General features: G+C 65.9%; 15 protein-coding genes and 1 tRNA gene. 7 read left to right on the top strand and 9 right to left on the bottom strand.

The genetic code is table 11. The features are described 5' to 3' along the window. Positions 1 to 20: 20 nt before the first annotated feature. Positions 21 to 380: a hypothetical protein gene (locus tag HWX14_RS30985; RefSeq protein ID WP_175886044.1), complete on the bottom strand. Its 360-nt coding sequence runs from the start codon at positions 378 to 380 to the stop codon at positions 21 to 23. Here HWX14_RS30985 and HWX14_RS30980 point away from each other — a divergent pair. Continuing rightward, the gene (locus HWX14_RS30980) at positions 343 to 822 is read left to right on the top strand and encodes a DUF2514 family protein (RefSeq protein ID WP_175886043.1); all 480 of its coding nucleotides are present in this window, start codon (positions 343 to 345) and stop codon (positions 820 to 822) included. The genes HWX14_RS30985 and HWX14_RS30980 overlap by 38 nt on opposite strands. A gap of 153 nt (positions 823 to 975) precedes the next feature. On the opposite strand, the gene HWX14_RS30975 is transcribed toward HWX14_RS30980, so the two are convergent. The 4 genes from HWX14_RS30975 to HWX14_RS30960 all read right to left on the bottom strand — a co-directional run bounded on the left by HWX14_RS30975 (position 976) and on the right by HWX14_RS30960 (position 3318). Continuing rightward, on the bottom strand, positions 976 to 1296 hold the full coding sequence (locus tag HWX14_RS30975; RefSeq protein ID WP_175886042.1) for a hypothetical protein: 321 nt from the start codon (positions 1294 to 1296) through the stop codon (positions 976 to 978). A 249-nt stretch (positions 1297 to 1545) separates the two neighbouring features. Then, positions 1546 to 2742 carry an integrase arm-type DNA-binding domain-containing protein gene (locus tag HWX14_RS30970; protein ID WP_175886041.1) on the bottom strand — a complete coding sequence of 399 codons (1197 nt, stop codon included), beginning with the start codon at positions 2740 to 2742 and terminating at the stop codon, positions 1546 to 1548. Positions 2743 to 2911: 169 nt separating this feature from the next. Next, positions 2912 to 2986: transfer RNA gene (locus tag HWX14_RS30965), tRNA-Arg, on the bottom strand. Positions 2987 to 3135: 149 nt separating this feature from the next. Beyond that, complete coding sequence (locus HWX14_RS30960; protein ID WP_175886040.1) at positions 3136 to 3318, bottom strand: rubredoxin; 183 nt, start codon at positions 3316 to 3318, stop codon at positions 3136 to 3138. Positions 3319 to 3517: 199 nt separating this feature from the next. Between HWX14_RS30960 and HWX14_RS30955 the strand changes: the two genes are divergently transcribed. The 5 genes from HWX14_RS30955 to HWX14_RS30935 all read left to right on the top strand — a co-directional run bounded on the left by HWX14_RS30955 (position 3518) and on the right by HWX14_RS30935 (position 11458). Beyond that, positions 3518 to 3922 (top strand): DUF4399 domain-containing protein, encoded by a 405-nt coding sequence (locus tag HWX14_RS30955; RefSeq protein WP_175886039.1) that lies wholly within the window; start codon positions 3518 to 3520, stop codon positions 3920 to 3922. 232 nt (positions 3923 to 4154) lie between these two features. Next, positions 4155 to 6140: an ATP-binding cassette domain-containing protein gene (locus tag HWX14_RS30950; protein ID WP_175886038.1), complete on the top strand. Its 1986-nt coding sequence runs from the start codon at positions 4155 to 4157 to the stop codon at positions 6138 to 6140. A gap of 220 nt (positions 6141 to 6360) precedes the next feature. Then, on the top strand, positions 6361 to 8343 hold the full coding sequence (gene parE / locus HWX14_RS30945) for a DNA topoisomerase IV subunit B (protein WP_175886037.1): 1983 nt from the start codon (positions 6361 to 6363) through the stop codon (positions 8341 to 8343). 76 nt (positions 8344 to 8419) lie between these two features. Further along, the gene (parC, locus tag HWX14_RS30940) at positions 8420 to 10741 is read left to right on the top strand and encodes a DNA topoisomerase IV subunit A (protein WP_175886036.1); all 2322 of its coding nucleotides are present in this window, start codon (positions 8420 to 8422) and stop codon (positions 10739 to 10741) included. A 258-nt stretch (positions 10742 to 10999) separates the two neighbouring features. After that, positions 11000 to 11458 carry a CopD family protein gene (locus tag HWX14_RS30935; protein ID WP_175886035.1) on the top strand — a complete coding sequence of 153 codons (459 nt, stop codon included), beginning with the start codon at positions 11000 to 11002 and terminating at the stop codon, positions 11456 to 11458. A gap of 63 nt (positions 11459 to 11521) precedes the next feature. Here the strand turns inward: HWX14_RS30935 and HWX14_RS30930 are convergent, their stop codons facing one another. Further along, positions 11522 to 12406, bottom strand: coding sequence for a LysR family transcriptional regulator (locus HWX14_RS30930; RefSeq protein ID WP_175886034.1), 885 nt, complete (start codon positions 12404 to 12406; stop codon positions 11522 to 11524). Positions 12407 to 12519: 113 nt separating this feature from the next. On the opposite strand from HWX14_RS30930, the gene HWX14_RS30925 reads away from it, so the two are divergent. Then, the gene (locus tag HWX14_RS30925) at positions 12520 to 12966 is read left to right on the top strand and encodes a multidrug/biocide efflux PACE transporter (protein ID WP_175886033.1); all 447 of its coding nucleotides are present in this window, start codon (positions 12520 to 12522) and stop codon (positions 12964 to 12966) included. A 45-nt stretch (positions 12967 to 13011) separates the two neighbouring features. Here HWX14_RS30925 and HWX14_RS30920 read toward each other — a convergent pair whose 3' ends face one another. The 3 genes from HWX14_RS30920 to HWX14_RS30910 all read right to left on the bottom strand — a co-directional run bounded on the left by HWX14_RS30920 (position 13012) and on the right by HWX14_RS30910 (position 17864). Next, on the bottom strand, positions 13012 to 14220 hold the full coding sequence (locus tag HWX14_RS30920) for a chromate transporter (protein ID WP_175886032.1): 1209 nt from the start codon (positions 14218 to 14220) through the stop codon (positions 13012 to 13014). Between the two features lie 203 nt (positions 14221 to 14423). Continuing rightward, on the bottom strand, positions 14424 to 16763 hold the full coding sequence (locus HWX14_RS30915; protein ID WP_175886031.1) for an EAL domain-containing protein: 2340 nt from the start codon (positions 16761 to 16763) through the stop codon (positions 14424 to 14426). A 216-nt stretch (positions 16764 to 16979) separates the two neighbouring features. Then, positions 16980 to 17864 carry a PhzF family phenazine biosynthesis protein gene (locus HWX14_RS30910; RefSeq protein WP_175886030.1) on the bottom strand — a complete coding sequence of 295 codons (885 nt, stop codon included), beginning with the start codon at positions 17862 to 17864 and terminating at the stop codon, positions 16980 to 16982. Positions 17865 to 17877 lie beyond the last annotated feature (13 nt).

The raw sequence follows: 17877 nt of genomic DNA, 5'->3' as shown, positions 1-17877 counted from the left end.
CGGTGTCGCCGGCATTTCTATCAAGCCATGCTTGCGAAGAGACTGGCGGCCGCTCGCTTCACCAGGTAGCTCTGCAACGTCGTCGCCTCGATGCTTGAGAGGGAGAACTGGATTGTCCCTTCGCGCATCAATACCAGGCTCCCGTCGTTCGTCACGGCGCATGCGAATCCCGCGGGCCCGATCTTCGGGAGCGGCGTCGTAACATGGGGTGCTGCTGGGGCACGCTGCGCGACGCGCGGCTTGCGCTTCGTTTTCAGTTGCTTAGTGTCGAACACGCTGGAACGTGCACCGTCCGATTTAGCGATCGGAATGACGTTCTTCGCGTCGACGATTTTTTGCTGAATGCGTTCTACGGCGTCTGGCGTCGCGCTCGCGATCACGGCCGGCGGCTGCTACTCCAAAGGCCACGCCGACGGTGTGCGCACGACGATAGTCGCGGCGCAGGAGGACCAGGCGAAAGCCATCGCGGCCGCGCGCGCCGAAGAACAACGCCGCACCGGGGCACAATCGGAGATCACCAACAATGCGAACCAGCAACGTACCACTGCGCTCGCAGATGCTTTTGCTGCTCGCGCTGCCGCTGGCAGCCTGCAACAGCGCGTCGATCAGCTCGTCGCAGTCGCCTGTCATCCCGCCACTGCCGCCGGAAGCCCGGCAGCCGGCGACGCCCTCGATTTGCTTGCCAACGTGCTCGGCCGCACTGACCAGCGCGCTGGCGAACTGGCAGAGTATGCTGACCGAACCCGCATCGCCGGCCAGCAATGCGAGCGCGACTACGACGCACTGACGGCGCCGAAGCGGGGCATCGCGGTTTCGCCGTAAATTGCGTTGGCGGACATGTTGATCAGCGGCTTCACCGAGGCTAATCGCACGAGTGATCTAACCGCGGTGACAGGCGCAGCGGCCGGTGCAGGGTGAGCGCTAATATTGTCGAGGGGATGCCCGGGATTGCGGAGTACAAAACGGCTGAAGACCTTATTTCTTGCCATCCCCGTAGCGCGTCTGAGCTTCTTCATATCCGAGCTTCGTCAATATGACGACATTGTCAACAACATCGACCCAGCCTTCTTCCTTCATCTTTGTGATGTGAGGGAAAAGGGCGCGGAGTTGTACCACAGACGTGTAGTTGTTTCCCGTCTGGATGTGCATTGGCGTCGTGTACGAGATGCTGCTCCCTGGACCCCACTCTGCTTCGGCGAAGCGCTTAAACATAGAGTCAATTTGTGCTTCGAGCGGGAGACGCCGGTCGACTTCCAAGGTGATTCGGTACTCTGACGGATCGTAGGTCTGGTTCATATTGATGCCTTTATCAATGATGGTAATGACGAACTCACAAGGTGTTGGGGCAGATGTAGTTCTGCCCGGCTACCTTGCCTTTCGTTCAAACTCGATGATTGCCCGCAGTTCGTCTGCGGTGAATCGTCCGTCGAGATAGATCTTGCTCAGATACCAAGCTGGACAATCACGGGCGCTATTCCAATCGATGTGTCCGTCGGCTTGGCGAAGAATCGCTCGCGCGGTCTGCTCGTCCATTTTCCTGCCCCGTCAATTGGATGTTTGGGTTAGATAGTCAGCCCAGTGTTGCATCATCTTCCGCCGCTCAGGCAGATATTCAGCATGCACATAAGCGGCAGTGACCTGGTTTCGCTCCGCGTGAGCGAGTTGACGGTCGACGACGTCCCGGCTATAGCCGAGCTCGCGAAGCACGGTCGCGGCCAACCCGCGGAATCCATGGCCGGTCATCCGCGACTTGTAGCCCATGCGGTAGAGCGCGTAGAGCATCGTGTTGTTCGAGATGTGGCTTCGTCCCTGGACGCTGTAGAAGACATACCGCTGATTGCCGTTGAGCTCGCGCAGGGCGGCCAGTACCTCTAGCGCTTGCCGCGATAGCGGGACGCTGTGCGGATCGCGCATCTTCATACGCTCAGGCGGGATGCGCCATTCGGCCGCGCGCTCATCGAATTCATCCCATTCAGCGTTGATCATCTCGGTCGTCCGAGTGAACGTCAGCGCCATGAAGCGAAGGGCGAGTTGTGTGACTCGATCGCCAGAGTAGGAGGCAATGTCACGCATGAGCTGCGGGATTTCGACGGGCTTCACGCGCGCCATGTGCTTGACGCCCGGGCCTTTCTTCAAAACGGTTTCGGCATCGATGTCGGCAGCAGGATTGCGTGAGCATCGCCCGGTCATGATGCCGTACTGGAAGACCGCCCGCGATCGCTGCAGCACTCGCTTAGCTGTTTCACGAACGCCTCGTGCCTCGATCGCACGCACGATCTCGAGCATGTCAGGCGCCTCAATGTCGCGCAGCGACTTTGAGCCGATCCGCGGGAACGCGTCGACTTCGAGAGAGTTAATCACCTTGTCTGCGTAGACTTCCGTCCAGCCGTCCTTCTGCGACTCGAACCACTCCCGCGCGACAGCTTCGAAGGACGACGATGCCTCGATAGCCCGGGCCCGCTTGATCTCGCGCTTCTGTTCGGTCGGGTCGGTTCCGGCAGCCAACAGCTTCCGTGCAGCGAGACAGGCTTGTCGTGCCTCGGCCAACGACACTTCAGGGTAGACGCCGAACGACGCGAGCTTTTCTTTCCCATCGAACCGATACTTCATGCGCCAGTACTTGGAGCCGTTCGGCATGACCTGGAGATAAAGTCCCTTGCCATCTGCAAGACGGTAAGGTTGCTCGGCAGGCTTCGCGCGACGCACCTTCAAGTCAGTGAGAGGATCGGTTTGCTTCGGCATTTTGCGTTGGGGTATCGACGCCGAGCACTTCGGGGTATATCCCCACTGATACCCCCAAGGTGCTTGGCTTGTACTGGGCAGTCGTGGGCAATGATGGCAGCAAAAAGCCCCACAGAGCAAAGCTTTGCGGGGCTTTTTAGGAAATCTCGGGAGGCTTTGCGAACCTAGCTGGTCCCCCCGACAGGAATCGAACCTGTATCTAGCGCTTAGGAGGCGCTTGTTCTATCCATTGAACTACGGGGAGAGCCAAGTCCGGGCGATCGCGCGAAAAAACGCGAACCGGACGGCGGTGTGGACAGCGCGCAGAGTATAGCAAACGCGCGGCGCGTCGGCGGGGCGGAATGCACCACCCGACGCGCGTATCGCGCAATCACCCGCGATCGAAACAGAAAATCAGAAATCGACGACGACGAAATCTTCCTTGCCCACGTCGCACAGCGGGCAGCGCCAGTCGGCGGGAATGTCGGCGAAACGCGTGCCGGCCGGAATACCCTCGTCGGGCAGGCCTTCCACTTCGTTGTAGACCCACCCGCAAATCAGGCAGACCCAGCTCTGGTATTCGGTTACTTCGCTCATGTTGCGCTCGGGATAATGAAAATTCGGCGATGCCGTCCGCAGCCTCGCCGGCGGACGAAAGGCGCAATGGTACCGGAATTTCGCCGAACGCCTGCGCAACGTCGTTTTAAACGTACGCATCGCGAACAACGCAACTGAAACACGCCCGCTGTTCGTGCGGTGTATGCTTCCGAGGCTGTCCAATCATAAGGAGAATGCGATGCTGAACAGAAAGTGGATCGCAGGTGCGGTATGCGTCGCGGCGATGGCCGTGTCGACGATCGCGCGGGCCGAGGCGCGCGTGTATTTCGAAGCGCCGAGCGACGGTGCGACGGTGTCGAATCCGGTGCACGTGAAGTTCGGGCTCGAAGGGATGGAGCTTCGGCCCGCCGGCGACATGACGCCGAACACCGGCCATCATCACCTGCTGATCGACGGCAAGCCGGTACCGAAGGGCGACGTGATTCCCGCGAGCGAGCGTTCGCTGCACTTCGGCAAGGCCCAGAACGAAACCGACATCAAGCTGCCGCCCGGGCAGCACACGCTGACGCTGCAATTCGGCGACGGCGCGCACCGTTCGTACGGTCCCGAACTGAGCTCGACGATCACGGTCAACGTGAAATAACCGCACGTCCCCGCGCAGGCGCGCGCCGCGCCGCGCGCGGGATCTGCCGACCGGCCGGCCGCGGGCATCGGGCCGGCATTCGCGTGCTCATGCAGGCACGCAAACCGTAGCCGGCATCCGAAAACCGGAAGCCAGCGGCACCGCGCCCACGACACTGCGCTGGGCGCGTCAAAAACGCCCCGCGGCACTCGTCCATCCAGCCGAGCCGATGCCGGCCTCCGCGCCCGGTACAATGGGCGCTTCCGATTTCTCTCTTCGCCGTCTCCCCATGTCGCTCTATTCCATTACCGGCGCGCAGCTCGCGTTCGGTCACGTCGCGTTGCTCGATCACGCGGATTTCTCGCTGGAAGCCGGCGAGCGGGTCGGCCTGATCGGCCGCAACGGCGCGGGCAAGTCGTCGCTGCTGAAGATCGTCGCCGATCTCGCGAAGCCCGACGACGGGCTGGTCACGCGCCAGCAGGAGCTCGTGACGGTCTACGTGCCGCAGGAGCCCGAATTCGAGCCGGGCGCGACGGTGTTCGACGCGGTCGCGTCCGGGCTCGCCCACACGCGCGACCTGCTCGAAGAATACGAATCGATCGCGCACCGTCTCGCGGAGATACCGGAAGGCGCCGAGCACGATGCGCTGCTCGCGCGGATGAACGCGCTGCAGTCGTCGCTCGATGCGCACGACGCGTGGAACTGGCGCACGCGCGTGTCGATGACGCTCGCGCAGATCGGCCTGACGAACGGCGACGCAAGCGTCGACGCGCTGTCGGGCGGGATGCAGAAGCGCGTCGCGCTGGCGCGCGCGCTGGTGCTGCAGCCCGACGTGCTGCTGCTCGACGAACCGACCAACCACCTCGACTTCGACGGCATCCGCTGGCTCGAGGAGCTGCTGGTCGCGCAGCGCGCGGGCCTGCTGTTCATCACCCACGATCGCGCGTTCCTCGACCGCGTCGCGACGCGCATCGTCGAGCTCGATCGCGGCCGGCTGCTGTCCTACCCGGGCAATTTCTCCGCGTACCAGATGCGCAAGGCGCAGCAGCTCGAAGTCGAGCGCGTGGAGAACGAGAAGTTCGACAAGCTGCTCGCGCAGGAAGAAGTATGGATCCGCAAGGGCGTCGAAGCGCGCCGCACGCGCAGCGTCGGCCGCATCGCGCGGCTCGTGCAGATGCGCAACGAACGCGCGGAACGCCGCAATGCGCAGGGCAACGTGAAGCTCGACGTCGCGCAGGGCGAGAAGTCCGGCAAGATCGTCGCGGAGCTGACCGACGTGACGAAGCGCTACGGCGGCCGCACGGTGGTCGACCGCTTCTCGACGACGGTGATGCGCGGCGACAAGATCGGCTTCGTCGGCCCGAACGGCGCCGGCAAGACCACGTTGCTGAAGCTGATCCTCGGCGACCTGAAGCCCGACGAAGGCACGGTGCGCACCGGCACGAACCTGCAGGTCGCGTATTTCGACCAGATGCGCGCGCAGCTCGACCAGGAGAAGAGCCTGGCCGACACGATCAGCCCCGGCAGCGAATGGGTCGAGATCGGCGGTGTGCGCAAGCACGTGATGAGCTATCTCGGCGATTTCCTGTTCGCGCCGGAACGCGCGCGTTCGCCGGTGAAGTCGCTGTCGGGCGGCGAGCGCAACCGGCTGCTGCTCGCGCGGTTGTTCGCGCGTCCGGCCAACGTGCTGGTGCTCGACGAACCGACCAACGACCTCGACATCCCGACGCTCGAACTGCTCGAAGAGCTGCTGGCCGACTACGACGGCACGGTGCTGCTGGTCAGCCACGATCGCGCGTTCCTCGACAACGTCGTGACGTCGGTGATCGCGGCCGAGGGCGACGGCAAGTGGCGCGAATACGTCGGCGGCTTCACCGACTGGCAGATCCAGAGCGAGCGCTCGGAGCAACTCGCGCAGCAGGAAGCGGCGAAGCGCGCGGTCAAGGAGGCGGCGCCCGCGAAGGACGAACCGGCGAAGAGCGCGGCCGGCCGCAACGCGCAGCGCACGGTGAAGCTGTCGTTCAACGAGCAGCGCGAACTCGATTCGCTGCCGGAGAAGATCGCCGCGCTCGAAGCGGAGCAGAAGACGATCAATGCGCAGCTCGAGGACGGCGCGATTTTCGCGAAGGATCCGCAGGAAGGCACGCGCCTGACCGAGCGGTTCGCGGCGATCGACGACGAACTGCTCGCCGCGCTCGAACGGTGGGAAACGCTCGAGGCGAAGCGCAAGCCGGCGTGACGCGTGCGGTGCGCGCCGATCCCGCGATTGGCGCGCCGCGCGGAACCAGTAAAATACCGCGCGTCCGGGGTCGCGCCGCGTACGCCGCGCGCCCGCTTTCGGAGCAGTCCAAGCACACCGTTGTTTCGATTCGCTTTTTTACGGAACTCAACGTTTTGTCCACGACGTTATCCACACGAGGTGTGGACAACGTCCCGATGAATGACGAAATTCAGCGCCTATGTCAACAAAGAAACCCAGCGCGGCCTATAGCGAAGCATCGATCAAGGTGCTCAAGGGTCTCGAGCCGGTCAAGCAGCGGCCCGGCATGTACACCCGTACCGAGAATCCGCTGCACATCATCCAGGAAGTCATCGACAACGCGTCCGACGAGGCGCTTGGCGGCTACGGCAAGCAGATCACGGTCACGCTGCACGCCGACCAGTCGGTCTCGGTCGAAGACGACGGCCGCGGCATCCCGTTCGGCATGCACCCCGAAGAGGGCGTGCCAGTCGTCGAGATCGTGTTCACTCGCCTGCACGCGGGCGGCAAGTTCGACAAGGCCGCGGGCGGCGCCTATACGTTCTCGGGCGGCCTGCACGGCGTCGGCGTGTCGGTGACGAACGCGCTCGCGACACGTCTCGACGTGACGGTGTGGCGCGACGGCAAGATCGCCGAGCTCGGCTTCGCCGACGGCGACGTCGTGAAGCCGCTGTCCACGCAGGGCGCGGGCCGCGGCGAGAAGAAGTCCGGCACGCGCGTGCAGGTGTGGCCGAATCCGAAGTACTTCGATTCGCCGAACCTGCCGCTCGGCGAACTGCAGCGCCTGCTGCGCTCGAAGGCCGTGCTGCTGCCGGGCGTCGAGGTCGTGCTCGTCAACGAGAAGACCGGCGAGCGCCAGACGTGGAAGTATGAAGACGGCCTGCGCGGCTACCTGCTCGACGAGATGAACGGCAGCGAACTGCTGATCCCGCTGTTCGAAGGCGAGCGTTTCGCCGATTCGCGTTCGACCGACGAAACCTTCGCCGAGGGCGAGGGCGCGTCGTGGGTCGTCGCATGGAGCGAGGAAGGGTCGCTGGTGCGCGAGTCGTACGTGAACCTGATCCCGACGCCGGCCGGCGGCACGCACGAGTCGGGCCTGCGCGACGGCCTGTACCAGGCGGTGAAGAGCTTCGTCGAACTGCACAACCTGCAGCCGAAAGGCGTGAAGCTGCTCGCGGAAGACGTGTTCGCGCGCGTGTCGTTCGTGCTGTCCGCGAAGGTGCTCGATCCGCAGTTCCAGGGGCAGATCAAGGAGCGGCTGAACAGCCGCGACGCGGTGAAGCTCGTGTCGTCGTTCTCGCGTCCGGCGCTCGAACTGTGGCTGAACCAGCACGTCGAGCATGGCAAGAAGCTCGCCGAACTCGTGATCAAGCAGGCGCAGGCGCGCACGCGCGCCGGCCAGAAGGTCGAGAAGCGCAAGAGCTCGGGTGTCGCGGTGCTGCCGGGCAAGCTGACCGATTGCGAGACGGAAGATATCGCGCGCAACGAACTGTTCCTCGTCGAGGGCGACTCGGCGGGCGGCTCCGCGAAGATGGGCCGCGACAAGGAATACCAGGCGATCCTGCCGCTGCGCGGCAAGGTGCTGAACACGTGGGAAACCGAGCGCGACCGCTTGTTCGCGAACAACGAGGTGCACGACATCTCGGTCGCGATCGGCGTCGATCCGCACAGCCCTGACGACACCGTCGACGTGTCGAACCTGCGCTACGGCAAGATCTGCATCCTGTCGGACGCGGACGTCGACGGTTCGCACATCCAGGTGCTGCTGCTCACGCTGTTCTTCAAGCATTTCCCGCAACTGATCGAGCGCGGCCATGTGTACGTCGCGCGTCCGCCGCTGTTCCGCGTCGACGCGCCCGCGCGCGGCAAGAAGCCCGCGCAGAAGCTCTATGCGCTCGACGACGGCGAGCTCGAAGCGATCCTCGACAAGCTGCGCAAGGACGGCGTGCGCGACACGCAGTGGAGCATCAGCCGCTTCAAGGGCCTCGGCGAAATGAGCGCGGAGCAGCTGTGGGACACGACGATGAATCCCGACACGCGCCGCCTGATGCCGATCAAGCTCGGCGAGCTCGACTACGAGGCGACCGTCGCGCGGATGACGATGCTGATGGGCAAGGGCGAGGCAGCCGCGCGGCGCGGCTGGCTCGAGGAAAAGGGCAACGACGTCGAAGCGGATATTTAAGCGTTAAGCGGAGCTTCCGCGCGGCCGGGCATGACGCCCGGCCCGGCCTCACGCCACTTACGAATACGGAATTCAGATGGACGACAATACTTCCGATCTCTTCGCCAGCCCCGACGCGCCCGAGAGCGACGCGCTGACGCTCGGCAACTACGCGGAGCAGGCGTATCTCAGCTACGCGGTCAGCGTGGTGAAGAGCCGCGCGCTGCCCGACGTGTGCGACGGCCAGAAGCCGGTGCAGCGCCGGATCCTGTTCGCGATGAACGAAATGGGCCTGGGCCCCGACGCGAAGCCGGTGAAGTCGGCGCGCGTGGTCGGCGACGTGCTCGGTAAATATCACCCGCACGGCGACCAGTCGGCGTACGACGCGCTCGTGCGTCTCGCGCAGGATTTCTCGCTGCGCTATCCGCTGATCGACGGGCAGGGCAACTTCGGCTCGCGCGACGGCGACGGCGCGGCGGCGATGCGTTACACGGAAGCGCGTCTTACGCCGATCGCGAAGCTGCTGCTCGACGAGATCGACCAGGGCACGGTCGACTTCATGCCGAACTACGACGGCTCGTTCGAGGAGCCGAAGACGCTGCCGAGCCGCATGCCGTTCGTGCTGCTGAACGGCGCGTCGGGCATCGCGGTCGGCCTCGCCACCGAAATCCCGTCGCACAACCTGCGTGAAGTCGCGGCCGCGGCGGTCGCATTGATCCGCAATCCAAAGCTCACGCACGCGGAGCTGATGAACCTGATCCCCGGCCCGGATTTCCCCGGCGGCGGCCAGATCATCTCGAGCGATACCGAAATCTCGGCGGCGTACGAATCGGGCCGCGGCAGCCTCAAGGTGCGCGCGAAATGGAAGATCGAGGATCTCGCGCGCGGCCAGTGGCAGCTCGTCGTGACCGAACTGCCGCCGAGCACGTCGGGCCAGAAGGTGCTCGAGGAAATCGAGGAACTGACCAACCCGAAGCTCAAGCTCGGCAAGAAGACGCTGACGCCCGAGCAGCTCAACACGAAGAAGGCGATGCTCGACCTGCTCGACGCGGTGCGCGACGAGTCGGGCAAGGAAGCGGCGGTGCGGCTCGTGTTCGAGCCGAAGTCGCGCACGATCGACCAGACGGAATTCGTGAACACGCTGCTCGCGTACACGAGCCTCGAATCGAACGCGACGCTGAACCTCGTGATGATCGGCGCCGACGGCCGGCCGGGCCAGAAGGGCCTGCTGACGATCCTCGACGAATGGGTGAAGTTCCGCCAGCTGACGATGACGCGCCGTTGCCGCCATCGTCTCGCGAAGGTCGACGACCGCATCCACATCCTCGAAGGGCGGATGATCGTCTTCCTGAACATCGACGAGGTGATCCGCATCATCCGCGAGTCGGACGAGCCGAAGGCCGCGCTGATGAGCGCGTTCGGCCTCAGCGAGCGGCAGGCCGAGGACATCCTCGAAATCCGCCTGCGCCAGCTCGCGCGGCTCGAGAAGATCAAGATCGAGAAGGAACTCGAAGCGCTGCGCGACGAGAAGGCGAAGCTCGAGGAACTGCTCGCGAACGAAAGCGCGATGAAGCGGCTGATGATCAAGGAGATCGAGGCCGATGCGAAGCAATACGGCGACGATCGCCGCACGCTGATCCAGCAGGAAAAGCGCGCGACGTTCGAGGCGAAGGTGGTCGACGAGCCGGTGACGGTGGTCGTCTCGCAGAAGGGCTGGGTGCGTGCGCTGAAGGGCCACGGGCTCGACCCGGCCGGCTTCACGTTCAAGGCGGGCGATCACCTGTACGCGGCCTTCCAGTGCCGCACGCCCGATCGCCTGATCGCGTGGGGCAGCAGCGGCCGCGTGTATTCGGTCGACGTGTCGGTGCTGCCGGGCGGACGCGGCGACGGCGTGCCGGTCACGTCGCTGATCGAGCTCGAATCGGGCTCGCACCTGATGCATTACTACGCGGCGCCGGCCGACCAGCAACTGCTGCTCGCGTCGAGCAACGGCTTCGGCTTCCTCGCGAAGGTCGGCGACATGGTGAGCCGCCTGAAGGCCGGCAAGTCGTTCATGACGATCGATACGGGCGCGGTGCCGCTCGCGCCGATGCCGGTACTGCCGAACGCCACGCAGGTCGCGTGTCTGTCGAGCGGCGGCCGCTTGCTCGTGTTCGGGATGGACGAGATGAAGACGCTGTCCGGCGGCGGGCGCGGCGTGATCCTGATGGCGCTCGACGACAAGGAAACGCTTGTGCAGGCGCTGGCGATCGATCCGGCCGGCGTCGTGCTGATCGGCACCGGCCGCGGCGGCAAGGCGCAGGACGACACGCTGTCGTATGCCGGGCTCGCGCCGCATATCGGCAAGCGCGCCCGCAAGGGCCGCGCGCCGGACACGAAGCTCAAGGTCGTCAACGAACTGCGTCCGCTGCTCGGCTGACGCCGCGCGCTGCGCGGTCGTCCGGATCGTCCGGATCGGCCGCGATCGAAGGCCGCACGTCCGCTTCGGCGGCGTGCGGCTTTTTCTTGCCGGCGGGGATTCGGGTAAGCAAGCGTGGCGCTGTCACGCGGAATTTGCAAAATAGTGTGAAATCGCGCTGAGGGTCTGAACCGCCGCGCGGCTGGCGAGTCGAACGTCGCTTGATGCCGCGTGTGACGCGGCCGTTCGCTGCACCCCATTCATCACAGGATCGTCCCCATGTCCCACGCCGTTGCCGTCGCGCTGTTTCTTCACCTGCTGGCCGTCGCCGTGTGGGTGGGCGGGATGGTCTTCGCGCACTTCTGCCTGCGCCCGGCGCTGTCCGACCTGTCGCCGCAGCTGCGGCTGCCGCTGATCGAAGGCGTGTTCGGCCGCTTCTTCAACTGGGTTTCAGGGGCCGTGATCGTGATCCTGCTGACCGGCGGCTTCCTGCTGGTGAGCTTCGGCGGCGCGCACGCGACGTGGTCGCTGCATGCGATGGCCGGGCTCGGCGTCGTGATGATGCTGATCTTCGGGCACATCCGCTTCGCGCTGTTCCCGCGCATTCGCCGTGCGGTACAGGCGCAGAACTGGCCGGACGGCGCGCGCGCGGTGAATGCGGTGCGCCTGCTCGTCGTCGTGAACCTCGTGCTCGGCGTCGTCACGATCGGCGCGGCCGTGCTGTCGCGCGGGTTCTGACCGGCCGGCGTCCAGCCGGCCGCCCTCGGCCGCAGGCCCGGCACCACGTGGCGCTACGCGCCGCTACGCCGCCAGCATCGCGTCGAGCAGCCATGAGCCGGCCGGCCCGAGCGGCCGGTTGCGCGACCACACCGCATCCACCCGCACGCGGCGCGGCCAGCCGCGCGCACGCAGCTCGCACAGGCGGTCGCGCGCGAAGTGCTCGACCATCCAGCGCGGCAGTTCCGCCCAGCCGAAGCCCAGCACCGCCATCTCCAGCAGCATCAGGTAGCTCGGCGCCAGCCAGTGCTGCGTGCCGACGACGATCCGGTCGTCGGTGCCGCGGCCTTCCGTTTTCACGTAGGTATTGAGGCGCAGTTCGCGCACGTCGCGCAGCGCCGCGTGCGGCACCTCGGCGTCGCCGTATTCGGCGAGCGCGTGCGTGCGGCCGACGAACAGCCCGATCTCCGATTCCTCCGCGACCGTCGCCGCGCCGATATCGGCCGGGTAGGCCGCGCGCGCGGCCATCAGCCCGAGTTGCGCGCGGCCCTGCTGGATCAGGTCGAGCACGTCGTCGTGCTCGGCGATCTGGCATTCGAGCTCGAGCGCCGGAAAGCGCCGTTCGAGCGCCATCAACGTCTCCTCGTAGCGCTTCGACTGGTAGGTATCGGAGACGACGAGCGTGAGCCGCGCTTCCTCGCCGTGCGCGAGCCGGGCAGCCGCGCGATCGATGGCCGCGCTGGCCTCGAGCGCGCGCTGTACCTGCGGCAGCAGCGCACGGCCGGCGTCGGTGAGCGTCGGCGTGCGCGTCGAGCGATCGAACAACTGCACGCCGAGATCGATTTCGAGATTCGCGATCGCTTCCGACACGGTCGACTGGCGCTTGCCGAGCTTGCGGGCGGCGGCCGTAAACGAGCCGAGCAGCGCCGCTTCGGCGAATGCGAGCAGGGCTTCCGGGGCGTGGTGCATGCAGGGCTCCTGGCGGTGTTGTATCGGTAAAACCGATGATATCAAACTGGATTCATACGGTTGTGCCGATCAAAATGGCCTCCATCGACGAAGTAACGCATTGGGAGCGAATCATGAAACAGATGAACAAAACGGTGGCGGAACGCCTGCTGCACGCGCTGACGTTCGAACTGGTGGCGATCGCACTGTGCGCGCCGATCGGCGCATGGCTGCTCGACATGCCGGTATCGCACGTCGGTGTGCTGACGGTGATGGTGTCGTTGATCGCGATGGCGTGGAACATGACCTTCAACACGCTGTTCGACCGCTTCGAGCGGCGGGCCGGGTTGTCGCGCACGCTCGGCATGCGGATCGCGCATGCGGTGACGTTCGAGCTGGGCCTCGTCGCGATGGTGGTGCCGGTTGCCGCGTGGTGGCTGAACGTGAGCCTCGTCGAGGCGCTGCTGCTCGACCTCGGCATCGTGCTGTTCTTCCTGCCTTACACGTTCTGCTTCAACCTCGCGTACGACGCGCTGCGCGCCCGCTGGATGGCGCGCCGGGTCGCGGTGCAGGCGGGTTGAACGAGTCAGGCCGGTCGGGCCGAGCAGGGCGGAGGCCGTCGCCCGTCAGTGCGCGGCCGCCCACAGCCACACGCTGCACACAGCGGCGACCGCGCCGTACACGGCATAGACGGGCACCTTGAAGCGCGTGAAGCACAGCGTCGCGAAGGCGCCCGTCAGCCAGTAAATGGGATCGCCCGGCTCGCGATGCAGGATCTTCACGACGGCGACGACGAGAAAGGCCGTCGTCGCCGCGCGCAGCAGGCGCATCCCGTGCTCGAAGCGCGAATGGCGCTTGAGGCGGAACAGGTGGTTCTGCGCGAACACGACGAGGCAGCCCGACGGAATGAACAGCGCGGCCGTGGCGAGCAGCGCGCCGACCCAGCCGTCGGTCAGGTAGCCGAGAAACGGCACGACGTTCAGCAACGGCCCGGGCGCGACCGGCGACAGCGCGAACGCCAGCGTGAAATCGTGATCGGAGATGCCCGTCGCCGGCGACACGAACAGCGTCTTGAGCACCGGCAGCGCGGAGAAGCCGCCGCCGAACAGCGTCATGCCGGCGCCCGCGAGGCGCGGCCATAGCAGCTCCGCCTGGTAATCGCCGGGCAGCGGCACCGCGAACAGCACGACGAGCACGCCGAGCAGCACGAGCAGGCCGCGATCGCGCTTCGACAGCGTGAGATCGACCGCGTCGCGTTGCGACGGCCCGGTCAGCCAGCCCGCTGCAAACGCAGCGAACAGAATCCCGACGAAAGCGGCCGGACTATGCGCGAAAGCGAGCAGAATCGTCGATAGCGCGGCGATCGCCTGTTCGAGCCGCGTGCGCGCGAGCGAGCGCAACTGCTTGACCCACGTGACGCCGATCAGCGCGGCGAGCACCATCCCGAAGTGATTGATCAGCATCGGCGCGGCAAGCGAGCGCACGAGCGGCGTCTGATAGAAGATCGCGAACAGCGTCATCAGGATCGAGAACGGCAGCACGCTCGCAATGCCGGCGACCCAGGCGCCGGCACGGCCATGCAGCGTCTGGCCGACCTGCACGGCGACATTGCAGCCGACGGGGCCCGGTACGAGCCACGCGAGCGCGACGAGATCGCCGAAGACGTGCGGCTCGATGCGCTGCAGCCGCTCCACGTAATGGCGTTCGAGTTGCGCCATCATCGAAAGTCCGCCCCACGAAACGGCAGAAATGCTCGCGACGACCCTGAACAAGGCCCATAGGGATGCCGGTGCCTCTTCGACACGAGCGGTCGCTTCGACTTCGACGGTTGTCATGATTGTGTGGTTGGCGCAGGGCCGGATCTCTCGCGTATGGCCGTGCCGGCGGCCCGCCGGCACGTAGGCCCTCCCGATTGTCCGCCGCGCATCATGACACTGCCATGCGCGAAAACGCTAGTTCATGAACTCAGCGATCGGATCGGAAAACGTAACAATTGCGGCGGTGCGCCACGCCCGCCACGCCGGCAGCGGCGCGGCGCTCAACTGCCCGTGCTGCCGGTCGCGCGATGCGCGACGACGTTAGGATGATCGCCGCGCACGCCGAAGCGGGCGATCAGCGCGGGAATCGCATCGGCCGGCACCGGGCGCGAGAACAGGAAACCCTGCGCCTCGATTTCGCCGAGCGCGGACAGCCACGTGATCTGCTCCTCGGTCTCCGTGCCCTCGACGACGACGGTCAGCCCGAGCGAGCGCGCGAGATGCACGATCGACGACACCATCACGCACACGCTGCGATCGGTCGGAATCGCCTGCACGAACGAGCGGTCGACCTTCAGCGTGTCGACGGAGAAGCGGTGCAGGTACGACAGCGACGAATAGCCGGTGCCGAAATCGTCGAGCGCGATCCGGATGCCGAGCTTTTTCAGCGCGACGATCTTCTCGGACACGAGTTCCGGATATTCCATCATCGCGGTTTCGGTGATCTCGATCTCGAGCCGGTTCGCGTCGATGCCGGTGTCCTGCAGCGCCTGCGAGATCGTCTCGATCAGGTCGCCGCGCCAGAACTGCACGGGCGAGATGTTGACCGCGAGCGTCAGCGTGTCGTGGCCTTCGTCGCGCCAGCGCGCGATCTGCTCGCACGCGGTGCGGATCACGAAGTCGCCGATCGGCACGATCAGGCCGGTCGATTCGGCGATCGAAATGAATTCGTTCGCGGAGATCACGCCGTGCTCCGGATGATCCCAGCGCGCGAGCGCCTCGAAGCCGGTGATGGTGCGATGCGTGAGGTCGATCTTCGGCTGGTACGCGAGGAACAGCTGGCCCTCGGCGAGCGCGACGCGCAACTGCTGTTCCCAGCGCATCAGGTGGTCGGCGCGGTGCGACAGGTGCGGTGCATAGAACTGGTAGCAGTTCTTGCCGGCATCCTTCGCGCTGTACATCGCGAGGTCGGCCTTTTTCAGCAGGTCGATCTCGCTTTCGTTCGCGACGGTGTGCAGCGCGATGCCGATGCTCGCATGCAGCACGAACGAACTGCCGCGAACGTCGAACGGCTCGCCGAACATCCGGATGATCGCTTCCGCGAGCCGCACCGCACGCCGCTCGACGTCGTCGCCCTTCATCACGACGACGAACTCGTCGCCGCCGATGCGCGCGAGCGAGCCTTCGTCGCCGACCGCATCGGCCAGGCGCGATGCGGTCATCTGCAGCACGATGTCGCCGGCGTTGTGGCCGAGCGTGTCGTTGACGGTCTTGAAGTTGTCGAGATCGATGAACAGCAGGCCGAGCCGCGACAGGCTCGCGGGCATCGACACGTCGTTGCGCAGCCCGCGCAGCGTCGCATAGCGGTTCGCGAGGCCGGTGAGCAGGTCGTATTCGGCGAGCTGCGTCATTTCGCGCTCGCGGCCGAGCAGCTTGCCGATCAGGCCCGTCGCGACGCCGAAGAACGCGAGCATCGCGAGCGTGATGAAGCTCGTCATCAGCAGGTAGACGTTGCGCGTGTGGGTGTAGTCCGCGAACTCTTCCGTCTGCGACAGCCCGACCATCACCGCGAGCGGGTAGCCGTCGAGGTGGCGGTACGACACGATGCGCGTCACGCCGTCGATCGGATCGATGATCGTGCCGGTCACGCGCTCGGCGATCGGGTAGACGCCCGACGCCGAAAACGCGCCCGGCGCGTTGCTCACCGAGCCCGTGCGCCGCGCGAGCACGGCGCCCGTGTCGGACACGACCGCGATCACGCCTTCCTTGCCGATGGCCGCGTTGTTGTAGAAATCGTTCGTGAAGTAGCTCGGGTCTTCCGACACGACGACGATGCCCGCGAAGCTGCCGTCCGGGTTGTTCAGGCGCCGCGTCATCTGCAGCGTCCAGTGGCTCGACACGCGGCCGAGCACGGGCTTGCTGATGAAGAGGCGATCGTCGTTGTGCGCGAGGTGGACCTTGAAGTGCTCGCGGTCGGACAGGTTGATCGGCTGCGGATGGAGGTCGGCGGTGTTCGCGAACAGGATGCCCTTTGCGTTGACGAGCGATACCTGGATCAGCGTGTCGCTCGGCACGACGCCTTTCTCGACGGCGCTCGCGAGATTGAAGCGCGCCGGCGACTTCTCGAATTCGAACTTGACGAAGCGGGTGATCTGGTCGACCTGATGGATCGCCTTGACCGTATGCTGCTCGAGCGCGGACGACAGGATCGCCGCGGAGGCCGCTGCTTCCTTGTATGCACTGTCCTTTTCAACGGACAGGCGCGCGATGATCACGGCCCACAGCAGCGCGAGCGCCAGCATCCCGAGCAGCGGGATGGCAAACAGCGCCCGCCGGCGCGATTTGCGCGGCGCGCGCAGCGGCCGGTTCGGCGGCGTGTGGTTGGACCGGGCGGAGCTCATCGAAGAGGGCGGCGTCCTGCTCGCGTGCGCCATCCGTCGGGATGGCCGGCTATGGTTCGGATTGTCCCGACGTCTGTTCGTTCGCGGGACGCGCAACCAGGGACAGACCTCCGAAACAACGGATTAGGCCCGATATTACTGGCTGGAACGTTTTTGCGATAGTTGGGCAAAGCGTAGGGCGCCGGACGAGCCGGCGCCGTCGCACATCGCGAAACGTCAGTCGGGCGACCGGAACGTGCCGTCGACGACGGTGACGACGTGGCCGCCGATCCAGGTCGTGCCGTCTTCGTCGTAGTTGACGAAGATGCGGCCGTCGCGGCCGATCGCCGTGCCCTGGCGGGCCGTATACGATTGGCCGGGGCGGCGTTCCTGCCGCGTCAGCAGCCCGGCCAGCGCGGCGTTCGCGCTGCCGGTGACGGGATCCTCGCCGGGCGTGCCGAACATGCCGCCCGTCATCAGGCAGCGGATCTCGAACGTCGCGGGGCCGCCTTCGGCATGCGGCGCGTAGGCGGCGAGGCCGTCCACGCCGTAGCGGTGGGTCAGCGCCGCCAGCGCGGCCGGATCGGGCGACAGGCCGATGCACGCGTCGGCCGACTTCAGCCGCGCGACCAGCCACGGCGCGCCGTTGTCCACCGCGCACGGCTCGGCGTCCAGGTCGAGCGCGTCGCTGCGCAGCGCGGCGGCCAGTGCCGCGTAGTCCGAACGGTCGAGCGGCGTGACGCGCGCCGGCGGTGCGGCAAACGCCCAGCGGCCGGCCTGCTCGCGCAGCGCGACCCGGCCGACCCCGCACTGCTGGATCAGTCGGCCCGGCGTGCGCGGCCGCGCGCCGCTTTCCAGGAACGCGTGCGCGGTGCCGAGCGTCGGGTGGCCGGCGAACGGCAGTTCGCCGCCCGTCGTGAAGATCCGCACGCGATAGTCGGCTTCCGGATCGGTCGGCGTGCAGAGAAACGTCGTTTCCGACAGGTTCGTCCAGCGGGCGATCTCGAGCATCGCGTCGTCGCCGAGCGAATCGGCGTCGAACACCACGGCGAGCGGATTGCCCTTGAACGGCACCGACGTGAACACGTCGACCTGCTTGAAGCGAACGAGACGGCCGGGCATCGCGCGGCGCCCG

This window comes from Burkholderia sp. BCC0044 (assembly GCF_902832955.1).
Classification (GTDB): domain Bacteria; phylum Pseudomonadota; class Gammaproteobacteria; order Burkholderiales; family Burkholderiaceae; genus Burkholderia.
This window is presented reverse-complemented; position numbering and strand designations above follow the sequence as displayed.